The following is a 16,990-nucleotide window of genomic DNA, read 5'->3' on the forward strand; positions in this document are numbered from 1 at the left end:
CATTCTTTTTAATTCTTACACTTTATTTAAAAGCTGTGTTAAACTTTCCGACAGCTTGAATTTTTGATGGTGACGTGCTTTATAAGCCGTTCATAACGACCGGCAGCTTGAATTTTTAACGGTGACGGGCTTTATGAGCCGTTCATAACGACCGGCAGCTTGAATTTTTAACGGTGACGGGCTTTATAAGCCGTTCATAACGACCGGCAGCTTGAATTTTTAACCGTGACGGGCTTTAGGAGCCGTTCATAACGACCGGCAGCTTGAATTTTTGACGGTGACAGGCTTTATGAGCCGTTCATAACGACCGGCAGCTTGAATTTTTGACGGTGACGGGCTTTATGAGCCGTTCATAACGACCGGCAGCTTGAATTTTTGACCGTGACGGGCTTTATAAGCCATTCATAACGACCGGCAGCTTAAATTATTAACGGTGACGGGCTTTATAAGCCGTTCATAACGACCGGCAGCTTGAATTTTTAACGGTGACGGGCTTTATGAGCCGTTCATAACGACCAGCAGCTTGAATTTTTAACGGTGACGGGCTTTATAAGCCGTTCATAACGACCGGCAGCTTGAATTTTTAACGGTGACGGGCTTTATGAGCCGTTCATAACGACCGGGAGCTTGAATTTTTGACGGTGACAGGCTTTATGAGCCGTTCATAACGACCGGCAGCTTGAATTTTTGACGGCACGGGCTTTATAAGCCATTCATAACGACCAGCGGCTTGAATTTTTTGACCGTGCCGGGCTTTATAAGCCGTTCATAACGACCGATAGCTTGAAGTTTTGATGGTGACGGGCACGGGCTTTATAAACCGTTTATAGTGACCGTTCAATATAAAAAAAGACCTTCGTGGTCACTGTCAGCTTTTCACAGTGACCATGAAAAAAAGCAGGCATCTATCAGCCCGCTTAGTTCGTGGAATTCAATGAAATTAGTTGATACGTGATGGTTGTGCTGTTTTTTTGCCATTCTACTTTTTTAATCATTGCGATTCCGTTTGAATCGCTTTCGATTGTTTTTCTCACATCAATTGGAATCTCAATTGGATAGAGTCTGAATCCTTCCTTTTCTAAAGTAAATAGGTTTTCTTCCACTCGCTTCTCTCTACCCTTTGTTACAATCATCGTATTTAATTCAAGAGGCATACCCATCAAAAATCCGCTCCTCTGCTCTTAATAATCATATTTTATCATTTTTTGCCATTGGATTTCATCCACTTCGTTAAATCTTCAACCACTTTTCGATTATTGGCTGGGGGAAAATAATGCGTAAATTGCTCAAAGTACCAGCAAGCCACATGCTTGTCCAATTCGTTTAGCCTTTTTTCCAGTCGGTAAGCATGCTCAACAGACACATTGTGGTCCTTAACACCATGAATAATCAGGACTGGAGATGCAAGGTTTTCAAGCCCATAAAGCGGAGTTCTGTCTTGATACCGTTCTGGATATTTTTCAGGGGTCCCGCCAATTACCCTTTTCATCATTCTTCGTAAATCATTCCGTTCATAATAAGTCAGGGCCATGTCACTGACACCGCCCCAAGTGACAACAGAAGCTGCATCAGGAAACTGAATCCCTGTTAACAACGCCATCACACCGCCGCGGGAAAACCCAAAAATATGGATAGCCTGAACCCTAGGTAAAGATTTCAACAACAAATAAGCTGAAAAAGCATCCAGCCTGTCGTCACCGGCAAAATCCTCATTGCCCTCTCCGCCTTGATTTCCGCGATAATGTGGAGCAAACACGATAAACCCCTCAGCGGCAAACTGAGCAATCCTAGAAGGTCTTACCTTACCGACATTTTTAATACCCCCGCGTAAATAAAGAAAACCATCCATCCGGCCTGCACATATTGGTTCAGCAAGCATTCCCTTTACCCGTAACCCACCAGATAGATATGTAATAACTTTTAATTCCACCTTTGGATTAGGTGAAGGAAACCGCTGTATGTCTAAGATTTTTCCATCATTAAAGTTCAACTCTGTCATCTATCCTTCCAAATTAATTATCACTGGGCATTCACACATTTTTTTCCTTTTCATACATTATCATAGGCAATACGCCCAGATTGAATGGTAAATAAGGAGGTTCATACATGAGAAAATGGTTAAAATTCAGTTTTTCCTTTCTCCTCATTGCTATACTGATGTTTTCACTCGCAGCTTGCAATAACAATGACACACCTAAACCAACAAAACTAGAAAAAGTAAGAATCGCAGAGGTTACCCGCTCTATTTTCTATGCCCCTCAATATGTTGCAGCTTCTAAAGGCTTCTTTAAGGATGAAGGTCTTGACGTCACCATCACCACAACCCCCGGCGGCGACAAAACGATGACGACTCTTATCTCAGGGGGTGCAGATGTTGCCCTAGTCGGCTCTGAAACATCCATTTATGTATATGCTCAAGGTTCCAATGACCCGGTTATCAATTTTGCGCAATTAACACAAACAGACGGAACCTTCCTGGTTGCGAAAAAGAAAAACGATAATTTTTCATGGGAACAATTAAAAGGATCTAACTTCCTTGGTCAGCGTGTCGGAGGCATGCCACAGATGGTCGGTGAATTCGTATTAAAGAAACATGGCATTGACCCTCATAAAGACCTAAACTTAACCCAAAACGTCGATTTTGCCAACATAGCTAATGCCTTTGTCTCCTCTGACAACTATGACTATGTCCAATTATTTGAGCCAACCGCCAGCATTTTTGAAAAAGAAGGAAAAGGTTATATTGTTGCTTCTTTTGGTAAAGAATCTGGCCATGTTCCTTATACAACCTTTATGGCGAAAGATAGCTATATGAAAGAAAATAAAGCTACCATCGAAAAATTCACAAAGGCCATCTACAAAGCCCAGCAATGGGTGCAAACGCATAGTGCGGAGGAAATTGCTAAAGCAGTAGAGCCTTATTTTCCAGATACCGATTATGAGATTTTGAAAACCGTGGTTGACCGCTATAAGAGTCAAGGCTCTTATGCCACGGACCCTATTTTAGACGTGGAAGAGTGGAATAACCTCCAAAATATCATGAAGGAAGCTGGCTCGCTTCCTAAAGAAGTAGATCATAAAACACTTGTCAATACCGATATTGCTAAAAAAGTAATGAAAAAATAAATAGGAAAGGGAGGCCGTCAACATGAGCTTTTTGCAGGTTCAGGATATTCATCACACCTATTTCACCAAAGCCTCTGCCACCACGGCCCTCTCCGATATTTCACTGATGGTTGAGGAAGGAGAATTTGTTTCCTTCCTCGGCCCTAGTGGCTGTGGAAAGACAACCCTGCTCTCGATTATCTCCAGTCTCTTGAAACCAACCCAAGGAACAGTTCTTTTAGAAAATAAACCGGTATCTACCTCTAAAAATGAAATCGGCTATATGCTTCAACAGGATTACTTGTTTCCTTGGAAAACGATTGAAGAAAATATCTTATTAGGTCTTAAATTATCAAAACAGCTCAATGAAAAAACAAAGTCAGCGGCACATAGCCTATTAAATCAAATTGGGTTAGTTGGTGTGGAAAAACAGCTTCCTAAGCAATTATCAGGTGGGATGAGGCAGCGTGTCGCCCTTGTCCGTACGCTGGCAACAGAACCAAAATTGCTTATGCTTGATGAACCATTTTCGGCCCTTGATTATCAAACAAAGTTAAAGCTTGAAGATTTAGTCTCGCAGACGTTAGATGAATTCGGGAAAACGGCCATACTGGTAACCCACGATATCGGCGAAGCCATCGCTATGAGCGATCGAATCTTTTTATTTTCAGCAAAACCTGGAAGAATTTATAAAACGTTTGAAATGCCTGAAGTGCTCCGGAATCTCTCTCCTTTTGAATCAAGAAATCATGATGCTTTTCAAGACATCTTTCAAACGATATGGAAGGAGTTGGAGTCACTTGAACCAGGAAAAATATAACGTGGAACTCCTCCATAAAAGCTACATTCATTCCTTAATAATTGAAAAACGATGGGTACGATTTTATCAGTTAATTATTTTCCTGCTCCTATTCTCTAGCTGGGAATTTTTAAGCCGGATGCAATGGATTGACCCGCTCATTTTCAGTTCACCTTCAAAAATCTGGACCCTATGCCTAGATAAAATTCAAGACGGCTCTTTACTAACGAATTTAGGGGCCACATTAATGGAAACCATTGTAGGATTTATTATAAGTACCATATTGGGTGTCCTGATTGCCGCGATTCTCTGGTGGTCCCCCTTGGTGTCCAAAATACTTGATCCATACCTAGTTATATTTAATGCGATGCCAAAAGTAGCCTTGGGTCCGGTGATCATCGTCGCCTTAAGTCCTGGATACACTTCTATAATTGCCAATGGCGTCATTATTTCGGTAATCATCACAGCCATCGTCGTGTATACTTCCTTCAAAGAAGTAGACCCCAATTATTTAAAGGTGCTTCAAACCTTCGGGGCATCACGCTTTCAATGTTTTAAAGAAGCCATTATGCCTGCAAGTTTTCCAACAATTATTTCAACATTAAAGGTCAATGTCGGGCTTTCATGGGTGGGGGTCATCGTCGGAGAATTCCTTGTATCCACAAAAGGACTCGGATATATGATTATATATGGATTCCAGGTATTTAATTTTACACTTGTCTTCTTATCATTATTGGTTATAGCCCTGTTTGCAACGGTTATGTATCAGTTGGTTGATCTATTAGAAAAAAAACTTATCAAGGAATAGTGGGTTGCATTAAGCTTGCCACTATTCTTTTTCATTTTGCAGCCACTTCATGCATTCCTCCACGACCGGATCTTTCATGATGAAACTATAATTTTCTCCAAAACGAAGCTGTAGAAGATCGCCCTTGACCAAAATGGGACCATTTGTTTCGTGGTATGTATTTGTTTTCTCCAACCTTTTTACCTTTCCCCAAAAAACTGCTTTTACAAACGAGCCTTCCTTGTCTGACACTTTGTACTCAGCGAGATATTTTAATTCATCTAATATGGCCCCAGTTTCCTCAAAGGATTCTCTCCTAGCCGCTTCCTCGAGTGTTTCGCCAAACTCCCTTTTCCCCCCAGGAAACTCGAGCCCTCGTTTTTTATGCTTGGTCAGCACCCATTCATCCCCGAATTGGCAAATGACGAGAACATGCTTTGCTTCTTCTAAAAATGCATCATGAGAAAAAGACAATGTCACCTTATTTCCATTATTATCTAAAAAATCAATCATACCCAACCCGCCTCAAATTCTTTTTAGTACTTTTATTATAACAAAAAAAGAAAACCCTAGAGCCTAGGATTTTCCTGCTTCTTCTTATTCATCTTTTGGTAAAATATTCATACTTTCAATATGATTTCGTGCCTCTTCATCCCCTAGCTTATGGATCATCCCATACACTTGTTGGATTGTACTATCATAGGCATGATTATCACGGTCATTATGATATTCAACAAATGGTATATGCGCCCTGATAAAGTTTTTCCACTCTGTCGAATAATTTTGGTCAAACAACTCGCGTAATTGAATAATTTCTTCATCTGTTGCCTGGATTTTATAGCTCCATGTTGAACTGGTAGCACTTTGAGAAATCTCGCCTGTCCCTACGTCTATATAATAGGTTTTCTTTTGTTCATCCATTTTTTCATCCCCTTTTACTGTTTATTAATCCACAAAAAGATAAAATTTATTCTTTTACAAATTTCGATTCATTTTTTATAAATGAATACGATATAATAATCATACAATCAGAGAAAACAGATTTTTCAGTCAATTGTAAAAAAGTAAATTTTCACTGTTTTTGAGAATGGTTTACGTATTCAAAAGAAAAACTACTATTTAAGGCAGGAGGTGTTCAAGTATGAAATTAGTCGATGAACTATATGAAATGTACCGGAACAAGCTTACGGGTGATGAAGAGGATATCGATATGCTCGCATTTGCTTTTTTAGAGGAAATGTCACATGAAGACCTTCTCGCTTTAATTCAAGATATGAGTAAACAGGAATTGTACGATTTAATGGGGCTTTATTTAATTGAAAGTCTAAAGGGGAAATTTGCGCAAGAAGAGTATGGACAACATCGCACCAATACTTATTATCCACGAAATATACACTAATATTACATAAGCCGCGAGAAAAGGAAGCGCTAGTTTGAGGCTTCCTTTTTTGTTTCATGATACAATAAGGAAAAGGGGGAATATTCTTGTATACAGTGTTTGTCGTATGCATCATCATTGTTATTGTTGTGCTGTTATTAGCTGTGATCACAACCTCGAAAGCCTATACATATAAGCATACAGTTGACCCGTTAGAAAATAATCCTAATGTGGATAATCAAGAGCAAAAAAAACATTTAAATTCAAATGAAAATAAGAAAGCATAAAAAATTCCTATTCAAAACGAATAGGAATTTTTAAGGAAAAGGGGCGGAGCGCCGCAATAAGGAATTTAGTTTATAAATGTCAAAGTGAAATCATTCATTTGCCATTTTGGGTGGGTGAACGCTTTGCTCTGCTCACACCGCCTTTTTTTATATCACCCAAATACTTTTTTTAAGTCTTCTTTACTTTGCTCAAGCCAGAAGTTCATTAGACGCTTGGCTCCTTCTAAATCATGAAGCTTTGCCTGGCCGCATTGTCTTTCATTTGCTGCAGGAATATCAGTGATTTCAACTGCATCTTTCATTGTATCCTCAAGAAGATCTATGATTTCCTCTACCGTCGGTTCACCGCTGACAACAAGATAGTATCCTGTTTGGCAGCCCATTGGAGAAATATCAATAATATCGAAATGATCGTACTTCTCGGAATGCTTACGGATATTAAAGGCAAGCAAATGTTCAAGTGTATGAATTGCATCAGGCTTCATCGCCTGTTTATTTGGCTGGCAAAAACGGATATCATATTTATTAACAACACCGTCACTTCCTACTTTATGAACACCACAGTGTCTCACAAAGGGGGCTTTTACGGCATTATGATCTAAATCAAAGCTTTCAACTGAAGGCATCAGTATCACTCCTTTTTTTATCTACAAACTATCATACACTAAATCCCGAGTTTTTTCATCTACTTAGTTATATTTAACAAATTTAGACCTTCGTTTTAATATATGGTATTTTGTAAGTAACCATTATTGAGGAGCGACCAAAATGTTAAAAAAAGCAATTATTGCACTGATTCGTTTTTATCAAAGCGTAATCTCACCTTTAAAGCCCCCGACTTGCCGCTTTTATCCTACCTGCTCGCATTATGGACTTGAAGCCGTACAGCGCTTTGGAGCTTTAAAAGGCGGATATCTCACCATAAAAAGGATATTAAAATGCCATCCTTTTCACCCTGGGGGAATTGACCCTGTTCCAGAAAAGAAGAAAGGTTAATTTTCATAACCATTTACAATAAGGTCCAGCTTTCCTGTCTTAGGGTCGATTACGAGACCATGTACAGGGACGCCTTTTGGCATTAATGGATGATTTTTAATAATCCCTACACTATGCTCTACACTTTCAGTTACATTATCAAACCCATGAAGCCATTGTTTAATATCGATACCTGAATAAGTAAGAGTATCAATCGTTTCTTCCGATATCCCCCGTTCCATCATGCTTTCAATTACGGGTTCCGCTTTTAAGCCGCTCATTCCGCAGTCATGATGGGCAACAACCAAAACCTCTTGTGCCTTCAGTTGATACACCGCAATTAGGATACTTCTCATCACACTGCCGAAAGGATGTGAAAGAATGGCACCGGCATCTTTTATTATTTTTGCATCTCCATTACCTAAATTTAAAGCTTTGGGCAATAATTCCAATAACCTTGTGTCCATACATGTGAGAATAACCATTTTCTTATTAGGAAATTTCGTTGTTTCATATTTCTCATATTCATGGTTCTCTACAAATTTCTGATTGTGTTCAAGCATTTCGTTTAAGATTGTCATTTTAATCCCGCCTTTCTATTTAAGCATACATAATATGCCTTAATAGAAACAAATTTTATACTTGCAAACAGGCAAATTTTTTTGTAAGATACAATTGGAAATCGGAATCGTTCCGTATTATACAAAAGTATTTATTCTGAATGCTAAAAATTTTTCGACAACAAATCGTAATTAATCCGATTTATAACATTTCAAAGGAGTTTTTATGAAAAAATTTATTCTTTTCCTTTCTTTTCTATTAACATTAAGCCTGTTCTTATCAGCCTGTTCAAATGACAAACCGGCTAAAAAAAATAAGAACCAGTTAACCATCTATACAACAGTATTCCCACTTCAATATTTTACTGAACAAATTGGCGGCAAATATGTTGACGTAAAAACCATCTACCCTCCTGGAGCAGATGAACATACCTTTGAACCATCGCAAAAGGATATGATGAATCTCGCTGATTCAGACTTATTTTTCTACATTGGATTAGGACTGGAAGGCTTTGTGGAAAAAGCAAAAAGCACCTTGAAAAACGAAAATGTATCTTTAGTAGCAACAGCAGATAAGCTTCAGCTGCCAAAAGATAACGGGGCCGAGGAAGACGAAGATGAAGCCGGACACCATCATGGCGATGTTAATCCCCATGTATGGCTAGATCCTATTTATTCAAAAGAAATGGCGGCTGTTATTCGTGATAACCTAGTGGAAAAAATGCCCAAGCAAAAAGAGCTTTTTGATAAAAATTATCAGACACTTGCAGCTCAGTTAGACGAACTAAATGGCCAATTTGAGAAAACCATTTCATCCGCTAAGCATAAAAAAATCATTGTGACCCATGCTGCATTTGGCTATTGGGAACAACGCTATGGAATAGAACAAATTAGCATATCCGGTCTTTCCACGACCAATGAACCGACCCAAAAAGAGTTAGAAAAAATAATTTCCGTGGCAGACCATGAAGGATTACATTACATTCTTTTTGAACAAAACGTTCATTCGAAGCTAGGTAAAATTGTCCAAGATGAAATCGGGGCAAGAGCCTTACCGATTCATAACCTGGCCATATTAACCAAAGAAAACATCAAGAACAAAGAAACGTATTTTTCCTTAATGAAAAAGAACCTTGATACTTTAGAAACTGCTTTAAATAATTAATTACCAATAACCACTTTTATTCCCTGACACTTACAGGCATGTGTTGCTTTATATCATCAAATGCTATTACTGTATTACCGAAATACTAAGGAGTGATACGAATGGCACAGGATGTTTTATGTGAAGTAAATAACTGTACGTATTGGGCAAAGGGAAATAAATGCAGCGCAGAGAGTATCTATGTTGTGAGCCACAAAGGGAAAACGGCCGATAATAGTCAAGAAACTGATTGTAAAACCTTTGAAGCAGGGGATCTCTAATAATAAAAAATGGACCAGGCAATCATGCCTGGTTTCTTTTTATTATTAAAATGTAAATAGTCTTTGCGAGAGTGACGTCTCCTGGAGTCGTTTTTCATTTATGTGATACCCGATTCCCGGTTCAGTTGGTACGGCTATTTCTCCATTATGTACGGTCACTTCCGGACTGATAATGTCTTCATCCCAAAACCGGCTTGATGCAGAAATGTCCCCTGGAATTGTGAAGCCAGCTAGCGATGCAAGCGCAATATTATGGGCGCGGGAAATGCCAAATTCAATCATCCCCCCGCACCATACTGGAACGCCTCTTTCAAAGCAATAATCATGGATTCGTTTCGCCTCCGAGAGACCGCCTACACGCCCCGCCTTAATATTAATAACCTTACAGCTGCCAAACTCAATTGCCTTTCGGGCATCTTCGAAGGACACAATACTTTCGTCCAAACAAATAGGTGTTATGATTTCTTTTTGCAGTATAGCGTGTTCGATTAGATCATCATGAGCAAGCGGCTGCTCAATCATCAATAAATTCCATTCATCTAAGGCTTTTAGCCGTTCAATGTCCTTTAATGAATAAGCAGAATTAGCATCTGCCATAATCGGCAAATCTGGGTAATGCCGTCTGATGTCTGCTAAAAAGGAATAATCCTGGTTTGGATTAATTTTTACTTTTATCCTTTGGTAACCATCTTGAAGGTATTGCTCAATTTGTCTTAGCGCTTTAGCAGTCGAATCTGTAGCAACTACTACTCCAGATGGAATCCTTGTACGTGTTCCGCCTATCATTTTGGATAAAGGCTGTGATTGATACTTGGCATATAAATCCCATAATGCCATCTCTAAGGCCGCCTTCGCCATATTATTTCTTCGCAGCGATTTGTTGAAAAGAACAGCTGCCTCATCCGGATGCTGTATCTGGTGTTTTTGCATCAAGGGAATCAAAAAGTCCTGTAACATATGCAAACTCGTTGCCACTGTCTCCTCGGTGTACCATGGTGAGGAAAAGGCTACTCCCTCTCCAAAACCAGATATGCCATCTTTATTCGTAACTTTTACGATGATACCTTCCCGATTATGAACTGATCCTAAATGAGTTTGAAATGGAGATTTTAAAGGCATTTGAATGATAAATAGCTCTATGGTCGATATTCTCATCCATCAACCCTTCCCTCAAGCAGCCATTCCTTGAGATTTCTCCTGAGTAATTTTTTTGCCGCATTTCTAGGCAGCTTTTCTATAAAATAAAAAGCTTTAGGAACTTTATATTTTGCAAGCCGTTCTCCACAAAATTGCCTTAGTGCTTCTTCACAAGGATAATCTCCCTCTTTGGTTACTAAAAAGACAACTGGAACTTGGCCCCACTGCTCATCGTCAATACCTACGACACCCGCATCTTGAACACTAGGATGGGACAATAATACCGCTTCAATTTCTGCTGGGTAAATATTTTCACCGCCTGAAATAATTAAGTCTGAGCGCCGATCAAGAACATATAAAAAGCCATCTTCATCTAAGTGGCCAATATCACCAGTATATAGCCATCCGTCCCGTATTTTTTCTGCCGTAGCATCCGGACGATTTAAATAACCTGCAGTCACATTGGGCCCTTTAATGATGATTTCACCGGCCTCACCAGCTTGAGCAACTCCCCCATTTTCACCTTCGATTCGGATTTCCGAAGGGAATAATGGTTTGCCTGCCGAACCAAGCTTAGTTAAGCTATATTCTGGTGCAAGCGTGACGATTTGAGAGGAGGATTCTGTCATTCCGTAAGTTTGAAAAACCGGAATCTCTTTTTCAGTACATGCAACAAGCAAAGGCAGCGGTGCAGGGCCGCCCCCAAGCAGCATACAGCGAAAATGGCTGGCAAGCCTTTGTTCTCCAAGCGTCTCCACTACTCTTTTCAGCATAGTCCCCACAATCGACATAACGGAAACTTTTTTTTCATTTATATCTTTGATCGTTTTTTCAGCATCAAAGGAATCATGCAGGACAATCGGCATTCCATAAATGACACTGCGCATTAGGATCGAAAAACCGCTTATATGAAAAAGAGGTACGCTGCAAAGCCAACAATCGCTTTCATTGATCCCTATATTTAAAACAGACCCAACAGCGCTCCACCAGTGGTTTCCATAGGACTGTATCACTCCTTTGGGATGTCCGGTCGTTCCTGATGTATACATTATCGTACAAATATCGGCAAGATTGATTTCTTCCCTGATGTCAGGCACCTCTGTTTTTCTGTTAAATAAGGATTCTTTAGTTATCATTTCTATCAGTAGATTTTGTTCATTCATTTTGTCAGATAAGGCTTCTTCAAGGATAAGAAAAGAGGATTTCGAATCCTTTAACTGCCAAACTAATTCAGATGAGGTCAAACGATTATTCAATATGACCGATTTCACGCCTAAAAGCTGCAGAGCAAATAATATAACCACTGTATCCAGATGGTTTTTTAACAATACACCAATAAATTGATCTTGCTTTAATCCAAGTCCTTGGAGCTGTCCTGCAGCTTTAAGTGAGCGGTCATAAAGTTCTTTAAACGTTACCGTCTGATTTTCAAAATAAACAGCAGTTCTATCAGGGGTTAAAAACACGCGCTTTTTCAAAAAATTAGGCATTCTCTCATACATCATTTTTCGTTACCACCTTATAAACTGGCTAGCTTCAGCGTCAAGGCGCTTCCGCTTTTCTATGAAAAAACAGCCTGATGGAAATCCATCAAGCTGCTGCTGAAACAATAAATCAAGGAAAACGCGGGAATTGACCGAAATCAGGCTTTCGCTTTTCTTTAAAGGCGTCTCGGCCTTCCTTCGCTTCATCTGTAGTATAATAAAGCAATGTCGCATCGCCGGCAAATTGTTGTAATCCTGCTAAACCATCCGTATCAGCATTCATAGCAGCCTTAATGAAACGGAGTGCAGTTGGGCTCTTTTCAAGCATTTCTTCACACCATTTAAGAGTTTCTTCTTCAACCTGTTCTAAAGGAACAACAGTGTTTACCAAGCCCATATCAAGCGCTTCTTGAGCATTGTACTGACGGCATAAAAACCAAATTTCACGCGCTTTCTTATGTCCAATAATTCTTGCTAAATATCCTGAGCCATAACCGGCATCAAAGCTTCCAACCTTCGGACCAGTTTGTCCAAAAACAGCGTTATCGGCAGCAATTGTTAAATCACAGACAACATGTAATACATGGCCGCCGCCAATCGCATACCCTTTTACCATCGCTACTACAGGTTTTGGAATAACACGGATTAAGCGCTGCAGATCTAGAACGTTTAACCGAGGGATCTGGTCCTCTCCTACATATCCGCCGTGTCCACGGACACTCTGGTCTCCACCTGAACAAAATGCTTTTTCTCCGGCACCAGTTAAAACGATAACTCCAACACTTGCATCATCACGTGCATAGGCAAAAGCGTCAATCAACTCCATAACCGTTTTTGGTGTAAAAGCATTATGTACATGTGGACGGTTAATGGTGATTTTTGCAATTCCATTATAAGTTTCATATAAAATTTCTTCATATTTTCGTCCTGGAATCCATTCTACTGCCAAATCGAAAACCTCCTTAGTTATGTAATAGACAAAAAGTCACTTACTATTGTACCAAACTTTTCTGGTTCTTCCACATGAATTGCATGGCCGCTGTTCTCCACAACCACCCATGTCCCAGTTTCAAGCTCCTTCAACATCTTTTCCGCAATTGTACAAAACTTTTTATCTTCACTGCCCGTTACCAGCAAAACATCACAAGAAAGCTGATGAAGGTTTTGCCACCAGGAAGGCTGAGAACCGGTCCCCATTCCGAGTAAACTATTAGCAAGTCCAAGGGGTGAGTTATTTAATCGCTGAAGCCGAATTGCCTCATTGATGGTTAATGGAAGACGCTTCATCGTTGCAAACAAAGGAATCTCCTCCCAGTAATCAACAAATGACTTTATTCCCTTTTCTTTAATAAAGTTTGCAAGTTCTTCATCTTTCATGCGGCGAATATTACGCTCTGATTCAGTCGCAAGACCGGGTGAAGAGCTCTCTAGGATTAATTTACGGACTCGTTCTGGAAAAAGAAAAGCAAAGGATAAGGCAAGCCTTCCCCCCATTGAGTAGCCAAGTAAATCCACTTGCTGGACACCCTGATTATCTAGGATGCCTTTTAGATCATTCGCGGCTTTTTCGATTTGGTAACGGTTACTATTTTCTGGTGAATCAGTTTTTCCATGGCCGATAATATCGGGAATAATTAAATTGGAATGCTTCCCCCAACATTCACAAAAAGGAGTCCATGTCGTTGAATCTCCAGTAAATCCATGTAACAATACCAGTGGAAATCCGCTGCCGGATTTCTCAACATGATACTTAACATTGTCGACCATTACCTTCATTCATGTTCACCTGTGACAAAATTTGATATTTCCTGGGAAACCAAACGCCAAAATTCGCGATGCTCATCCCGATTTCTGTCCCTATTTGTAGCTACTTCAAAAACTTTAATGCCTTTTGAATTCATTGCCGTCTTCATTTCTAATTCAAAGTGATCCCAATCTTTGATCTTGGTATATTTACCATGAAACAATTTGACCGCTTGCTCAAATTCAATATTTAATGGTGTGCCAAATAGGAGTTCAAAATGTTTCGGATGTTCAGCTTGTGGAAGGAAGGAAAAAATCCCGCCGCCATTATTGTTTACAAGGATAATATTAATATCAATATTGTAAAGCTTTGCGGCAATCAGGCCGTTTAAATCATGGAAAAAGGTTAGATCTCCTAGAACCAAATATAAAGGCTGAGAGTATAGGGCTGCACCTAAAGCAGTAGAAACCGTGCCGTCAATACCATTCGCCCCTCTATTCGCGACAACCTTTATGGATTTATCATTGTTTAAGAAGAAACTATCTAAGTCGCGGATTGGCATACTATTACCTACAAAGAGAGTGGCGCCTCCTGGGAGCAGCTCGGCTAATTGGTAAAACAATCGGCCTTCGCTTAATTCAGCAGTATCACGAACCCGTGCCATATTTTCATATGTAAGTTTATTAACCTTCTTCCAATCTTCTAAAAACAATGAAGGTGATTTACTTTTTAAATATGTACCAAGCTTTTCGCAAAAAATGGTTTCATTGCAGAATATCATATCAGTTGATAACGATGCTGGGTCTCGCCAGCCTCCGCCTCCATCAATAACAAATTGATCGGCAGCATGGTTTTCTTTTAAGAAAATCGTTAATGCTTTTGATACAGGCATAGCTCCAAAACGTATGACAACATCCGGTTTTAGGAATGACTTTGCCTCATCGTTTCTTAAGAATGTATCATAGGTATCAATTATATGTTCAAGGCTGTGTCTACCACTTCGCAGTTGTGACAAAGGGTCAGCTAAAAGCGGAAATTTTAATAACTCGGCCAGTTGGGTAACAGCATTAGCAAATGGCTCATCAGCGATGTTTCCGCAAACGATGATTCCTTTTTCTCTTCCCATAAGCTTTTCTGCGATTTCTTTAATTTGCTCTTCATTAATAGTTAAACCGCCGTTATGAACCTTTACATAACCGGTTGATCGTTCTTTCGCATGGAAAATCTCCTCATCCAATTTAGGAATCAGCGGCTCCCGAAACGGGAAATTCAAATGAACCGGACCAGCAGGTGCTGCGGTGGCAGCAGCCGCCGCTCTTGCACAAAAAGTCCGAGCGTAGCGAATCATCTCATCGCTTTTATCAGGCAGCGCCATTTCCGCAAACCATTTAACATGATGCCCATACAAATGAATTTGATTAATTGCCTGGGGTGCCCCTACTTCCCTTAGTTCATGGGGCCGGTCTGCAGTTAACACAATCAATGGGACTCGAGAATAACGAGCTTCAACGATTGCAGGAAAATAATTTGCAGCAGCCGTGCCTGACGTACAAAGGATGGCAACTGGTCTGTTTGTTATCTTGGCAATTCCTAACGCAAAAAAAGCAGCTGATCGTTCATCTACATGGATATGCACCTTTAAATCAGGATGTTCAGCCATCACCATCGCCATTGGTGTCGATCTAGAACCCGGGCTGACGACGACATCGGTGATACCAGAAAAGACTAACTCCGCTACAAAGGCCGCAATATAAGCGGTTAATGATTCTTGATGACTCATATTACATTTCCTCCAAAGGCCCTAAGCATTGGTCTAAACTTTAAACTCGTCTCCATATATTCACTTTCAGAATCCGAATCAGCCACGACACCGCAACCAGCAAATAAAGAGGCTTCATTTCCTTGAATTAATCCTGAACGAATCGAAACAGCAAATTCTCCATTCTTGCGGTAATCGACCCAGCCTAATGGAGCCGCATAAAAACCTCGGTCAAGGTCTTCAACCTGTCTTATTTTTTCAACTGCTTCACTTTTAGGTAGGCCGCCTAGAGCCGGAGTTGGATGGAGTCTTTCAACTAATAGCAATAAAGATGTATCTTGATGGCATTTTCCAATCACAGGAGTATACAAATGTTGGATATCTCGAATCTTCATAAGTTGAGGTTTTTCAGGCAAGATCACTTTTTCACATGATTCTTCTAATGCTTCCTTAATCATTTCTACAACATATCGATGTTCAATAAGATTCTTTTGATCCGTTAAAAGCTCTTCACCCAATAGCCTATCCTCTTCATTTGTTTCTCCCCGTGAAATAGAGCCAGCAAGACAAGTGGAAAAAATTTCATTCCCTTGCTTCTTTACAAGTCTTTCCGGTGAGGCCCCTATGAAACAATCGCCATTGGATTCAAAAGCAAAGATAAAGCTTTCATGCTGCTGATCGTTTAAGTTATAGAGAACCTTCTCAGCCTCAATTTCATGATTAAATGTTAGTCTAAGCTCGCGTGCCAGAACCACCTTTTTTAACGGACCCGTCGATACTTCCTTCACAATTTGGTCAACAGTCTTTTTCCAGTGCTCAGGCGAAATCTCTTCTGTTTGAAGCAGGATTGTTGTTTTCGTCCGAGAGCGCTGCCCTAAAGAATTTAAAAGATGATTCCTTTCTTGGACCACTTTATTAAATAAAGAAACATCATCATTTGGTGTACAAACAATATTTGTTGTTAAATAGGCCTGCCCCTGAATAATACTTAATAAATATTTTGGTAAATGGAACAATGAATCAGCGTACTTCGACCAAAGCTCTGTTTTAGCTTTGCTGGGATCAAACGAAAACCCTCCGAACATCAATGGACCAGTCCCGATTTCTTTATAAGGGTTAAAAATGATACTATCCCTTAAGAAGGTTTCCCACTCATTTTCAACATGAAAAAAGCGGTCAGTAGCCTGATCCGACTGAATTTGTTTTGTTATTCCAAGTCCAACAAGCACTAATTCGTCTTTGGGATCCTTCCAGAAAAACCGTTCACCCAGATAGCGCTCGTTCCCTATATTAAAAAATGATAAAGGGTTAATCGTGTCCATTTTATGAACTTCACTCATTAAAATGGGCCGGTTAAGTTTTTTCGCCCGCTCAACCGCTACAAGACCTCTTTCCTTTATTTCCGTTTCTTGAATGGTTACCAAACAAATCCCTCCAAAACAGCCAAAATTGCTGTTATCCATTCATTTTTAGCCTTATTAAAGATACTACTCCCATTGTAAATAAGTCAATAAAACTTGTCACTAACATCCTGTTTCATTCCTAATTAT

General features: G+C 39.8%; 20 protein-coding genes. 8 read left to right on the forward strand and 12 right to left on the reverse strand.

Going from position 1 to position 16,990, the window contains the following annotated elements; translation table 11 throughout:
- Positions 1-917: 917 nt before the first annotated feature.
- Entirely contained in the window at positions 918-1,160 is a 243-nt protein-coding gene (locus ACIFOT_RS19980) for a DUF2584 domain-containing protein (RefSeq protein ID WP_430067090.1), read from the reverse strand.
- A gap of 38 nt (positions 1,161-1,198) precedes the next feature.
- Positions 1,199-1,999 carry an alpha/beta hydrolase family protein gene (locus ACIFOT_RS19985; RefSeq protein WP_430067091.1) on the reverse strand — a complete coding sequence of 267 codons (801 nt, stop codon included), beginning with the start codon at positions 1,997-1,999 and terminating at the stop codon, positions 1,199-1,201.
- A gap of 107 nt (positions 2,000-2,106) precedes the next feature.
- Here ACIFOT_RS19985 and ACIFOT_RS19990 point away from each other — a divergent pair, with 107 nt between their 5' ends.
- Genes ACIFOT_RS19990 through ACIFOT_RS20000 form a run of 3 tightly spaced genes read left to right on the forward strand, consistent with a single transcriptional unit; the run spans position 2,107 to position 4,712 of the window.
- Entirely contained in the window at positions 2,107-3,126 is a 1,020-nt protein-coding gene (locus ACIFOT_RS19990; RefSeq protein ID WP_430067092.1) for an ABC transporter substrate-binding protein, read from the forward strand.
- A 22-nt stretch (positions 3,127-3,148) separates the two neighbouring features.
- Positions 3,149-3,925 carry an ABC transporter ATP-binding protein gene (locus ACIFOT_RS19995; RefSeq protein ID WP_430067093.1) on the forward strand — a complete coding sequence of 259 codons (777 nt, stop codon included), beginning with the start codon at positions 3,149-3,151 and terminating at the stop codon, positions 3,923-3,925.
- Positions 3,906-4,712 carry an ABC transporter permease gene (locus ACIFOT_RS20000; RefSeq protein ID WP_430067094.1) on the forward strand — a complete coding sequence of 269 codons (807 nt, stop codon included), beginning with the start codon at positions 3,906-3,908 and terminating at the stop codon, positions 4,710-4,712. The genes ACIFOT_RS19995 and ACIFOT_RS20000 overlap by 20 nt, the downstream gene beginning before the upstream one ends.
- A 21-nt stretch (positions 4,713-4,733) precedes the next feature.
- Here ACIFOT_RS20000 and ytkD read toward each other — a convergent pair whose 3' ends face one another.
- On the reverse strand, positions 4,734-5,204 hold the full coding sequence (gene ytkD / locus ACIFOT_RS20005; protein ID WP_430067095.1) for an RNA deprotection pyrophosphohydrolase: 471 nt from the start codon (positions 5,202-5,204) through the stop codon (positions 4,734-4,736).
- 84 nt (positions 5,205-5,288) lie between these two features.
- Complete coding sequence (locus ACIFOT_RS20010; protein WP_430067096.1) at positions 5,289-5,612, reverse strand: hydrolase; 324 nt, start codon at positions 5,610-5,612, stop codon at positions 5,289-5,291.
- A 220-nt stretch (positions 5,613-5,832) separates the two neighbouring features.
- On the opposite strand from ACIFOT_RS20010, the gene ACIFOT_RS20015 reads away from it, so the two are divergent.
- Positions 5,833-6,090, forward strand: a complete 258-nt coding sequence (locus ACIFOT_RS20015) for a DUF6154 family protein (protein ID WP_223595769.1) — start codon at positions 5,833-5,835, stop codon at positions 6,088-6,090.
- 95 nt (positions 6,091-6,185) lie between these two features.
- Positions 6,186-6,356: a YtzI protein gene (gene ytzI, locus ACIFOT_RS20020; protein WP_430067117.1), complete on the forward strand. Its 171-nt coding sequence runs from the start codon at positions 6,186-6,188 to the stop codon at positions 6,354-6,356.
- Positions 6,357-6,508: 152 nt separating this feature from the next.
- Here ytzI and ACIFOT_RS20025 read toward each other — a convergent pair whose 3' ends face one another.
- Positions 6,509-6,982 carry an S-ribosylhomocysteine lyase gene (locus ACIFOT_RS20025; RefSeq protein WP_430067097.1) on the reverse strand — a complete coding sequence of 158 codons (474 nt, stop codon included), beginning with the start codon at positions 6,980-6,982 and terminating at the stop codon, positions 6,509-6,511.
- A gap of 142 nt (positions 6,983-7,124) precedes the next feature.
- Here ACIFOT_RS20025 and yidD point away from each other — a divergent pair, with 142 nt between their 5' ends.
- Positions 7,125-7,352: a membrane protein insertion efficiency factor YidD gene (yidD, locus tag ACIFOT_RS20030; protein WP_430067098.1), complete on the forward strand. Its 228-nt coding sequence runs from the start codon at positions 7,125-7,127 to the stop codon at positions 7,350-7,352.
- Here the strand turns inward: yidD and ACIFOT_RS20035 are convergent.
- Positions 7,349-7,912 (reverse strand): beta-class carbonic anhydrase, encoded by a 564-nt coding sequence (locus ACIFOT_RS20035; protein ID WP_430067099.1) that lies wholly within the window; start codon positions 7,910-7,912, stop codon positions 7,349-7,351. The two genes, yidD and ACIFOT_RS20035, sit on opposite strands and share 4 nt — an antisense overlap.
- A 205-nt stretch (positions 7,913-8,117) precedes the next feature.
- Here ACIFOT_RS20035 and ACIFOT_RS20040 point away from each other — a divergent pair, with 205 nt between their 5' ends.
- Both ACIFOT_RS20040 and ACIFOT_RS20045 read left to right on the forward strand, forming a co-directional pair.
- Complete coding sequence (locus ACIFOT_RS20040) at positions 8,118-9,056, forward strand: metal ABC transporter solute-binding protein, Zn/Mn family (RefSeq protein ID WP_430067100.1); 939 nt, start codon at positions 8,118-8,120, stop codon at positions 9,054-9,056.
- Positions 9,057-9,157: 101 nt separating this feature from the next.
- The gene (locus ACIFOT_RS20045; protein WP_430067101.1) at positions 9,158-9,316 is read left to right on the forward strand and encodes a DUF1540 domain-containing protein; all 159 of its coding nucleotides are present in this window, start codon (positions 9,158-9,160) and stop codon (positions 9,314-9,316) included.
- Between the two features lie 45 nt (positions 9,317-9,361).
- On the opposite strand, the gene menC is transcribed toward ACIFOT_RS20045, so the two are convergent.
- From menC to ACIFOT_RS20075, 6 genes are all read right to left on the reverse strand, one after another.
- Positions 9,362-10,471 (reverse strand): o-succinylbenzoate synthase, encoded by a 1,110-nt coding sequence (gene menC, locus ACIFOT_RS20050; RefSeq protein ID WP_430067102.1) that lies wholly within the window; start codon positions 10,469-10,471, stop codon positions 9,362-9,364.
- Positions 10,468-11,958: an o-succinylbenzoate--CoA ligase gene (locus ACIFOT_RS20055; RefSeq protein ID WP_430067103.1), complete on the reverse strand. Its 1,491-nt coding sequence runs from the start codon at positions 11,956-11,958 to the stop codon at positions 10,468-10,470. Before ACIFOT_RS20055 ends, menC begins: the two co-directional genes overlap by 4 nt.
- Before the next feature lie 109 nt (positions 11,959-12,067).
- Complete coding sequence (gene menB / locus ACIFOT_RS20060) at positions 12,068-12,886, reverse strand: 1,4-dihydroxy-2-naphthoyl-CoA synthase (protein WP_430067104.1); 819 nt, start codon at positions 12,884-12,886, stop codon at positions 12,068-12,070.
- A gap of 17 nt (positions 12,887-12,903) precedes the next feature.
- Positions 12,904-13,713, reverse strand: coding sequence for a 2-succinyl-6-hydroxy-2,4-cyclohexadiene-1-carboxylate synthase (menH, locus tag ACIFOT_RS20065; protein ID WP_430067105.1), 810 nt, complete (start codon positions 13,711-13,713; stop codon positions 12,904-12,906).
- On the reverse strand, positions 13,710-15,461 hold the full coding sequence (gene menD, locus ACIFOT_RS20070; protein ID WP_430067106.1) for a 2-succinyl-5-enolpyruvyl-6-hydroxy-3-cyclohexene-1-carboxylic-acid synthase: 1,752 nt from the start codon (positions 15,459-15,461) through the stop codon (positions 13,710-13,712). Before menD ends, menH begins: the two co-directional genes overlap by 4 nt.
- Positions 15,458-16,864 carry an isochorismate synthase gene (locus tag ACIFOT_RS20075; RefSeq protein ID WP_430067107.1) on the reverse strand — a complete coding sequence of 469 codons (1,407 nt, stop codon included), beginning with the start codon at positions 16,862-16,864 and terminating at the stop codon, positions 15,458-15,460. Before ACIFOT_RS20075 ends, menD begins: the two co-directional genes overlap by 4 nt.
- Positions 16,865-16,990 lie beyond the last annotated feature (126 nt).

This window comes from Neobacillus sp. NRS-1170, from assembly GCF_050468025.1.

Bases quoted from the DNA above. Each gene is read 5' to 3' on its own strand.
- ACIFOT_RS20010 (WP_430067096.1), bottom strand. From the start codon at position 5,612: ATGGATGAACAAAAGAAAACCTATTATATAGACGTAGGGACAGGCGAG.
- ytkD (WP_430067095.1), bottom strand. From the start codon at position 5,204: ATGATTGATTTTTTAGATAATAATGGAAATAAGGTGACATTGTCTTTT.
- ACIFOT_RS20015 (WP_223595769.1), top strand. From the start codon at position 5,833: ATGAAATTAGTCGATGAACTATATGAAATGTACCGGAACAAGCTTACG.
- ACIFOT_RS20025 (WP_430067097.1), bottom strand. From the start codon at position 6,982: ATGCCTTCAGTTGAAAGCTTTGATTTAGATCATAATGCCGTAAAAGCC.
- menC (WP_430067102.1), bottom strand. From the start codon at position 10,471: ATGAGAATATCGACCATAGAGCTATTTATCATTCAAATGCCTTTAAAA.
- ACIFOT_RS20040 (WP_430067100.1), top strand. From the start codon at position 8,118: ATGAAAAAATTTATTCTTTTCCTTTCTTTTCTATTAACATTAAGCCTG.
- ACIFOT_RS19995 (WP_430067093.1), top strand. From the start codon at position 3,149: ATGAGCTTTTTGCAGGTTCAGGATATTCATCACACCTATTTCACCAAA.
- ACIFOT_RS19980 (WP_430067090.1), bottom strand. From the start codon at position 1,160: ATGGGTATGCCTCTTGAATTAAATACGATGATTGTAACAAAGGGTAGA.
- ACIFOT_RS20055 (WP_430067103.1), bottom strand. From the start codon at position 11,958: ATGATGTATGAGAGAATGCCTAATTTTTTGAAAAAGCGCGTGTTTTTA.
- ACIFOT_RS19985 (WP_430067091.1), bottom strand. From the start codon at position 1,999: ATGACAGAGTTGAACTTTAATGATGGAAAAATCTTAGACATACAGCGG.
- menD (WP_430067106.1), bottom strand. From the start codon at position 15,461: ATGAGTCATCAAGAATCATTAACCGCTTATATTGCGGCCTTTGTAGCG.
- menH (WP_430067105.1), bottom strand. From the start codon at position 13,713: ATGAAGGTAATGGTCGACAATGTTAAGTATCATGTTGAGAAATCCGGC.
- ACIFOT_RS19990 (WP_430067092.1), top strand. From the start codon at position 2,107: ATGAGAAAATGGTTAAAATTCAGTTTTTCCTTTCTCCTCATTGCTATA.
- ACIFOT_RS20045 (WP_430067101.1), top strand. From the start codon at position 9,158: ATGGCACAGGATGTTTTATGTGAAGTAAATAACTGTACGTATTGGGCA.
- ACIFOT_RS20035 (WP_430067099.1), bottom strand. From the start codon at position 7,912: ATGACAATCTTAAACGAAATGCTTGAACACAATCAGAAATTTGTAGAG.
- yidD (WP_430067098.1), top strand. From the start codon at position 7,125: ATGTTAAAAAAAGCAATTATTGCACTGATTCGTTTTTATCAAAGCGTA.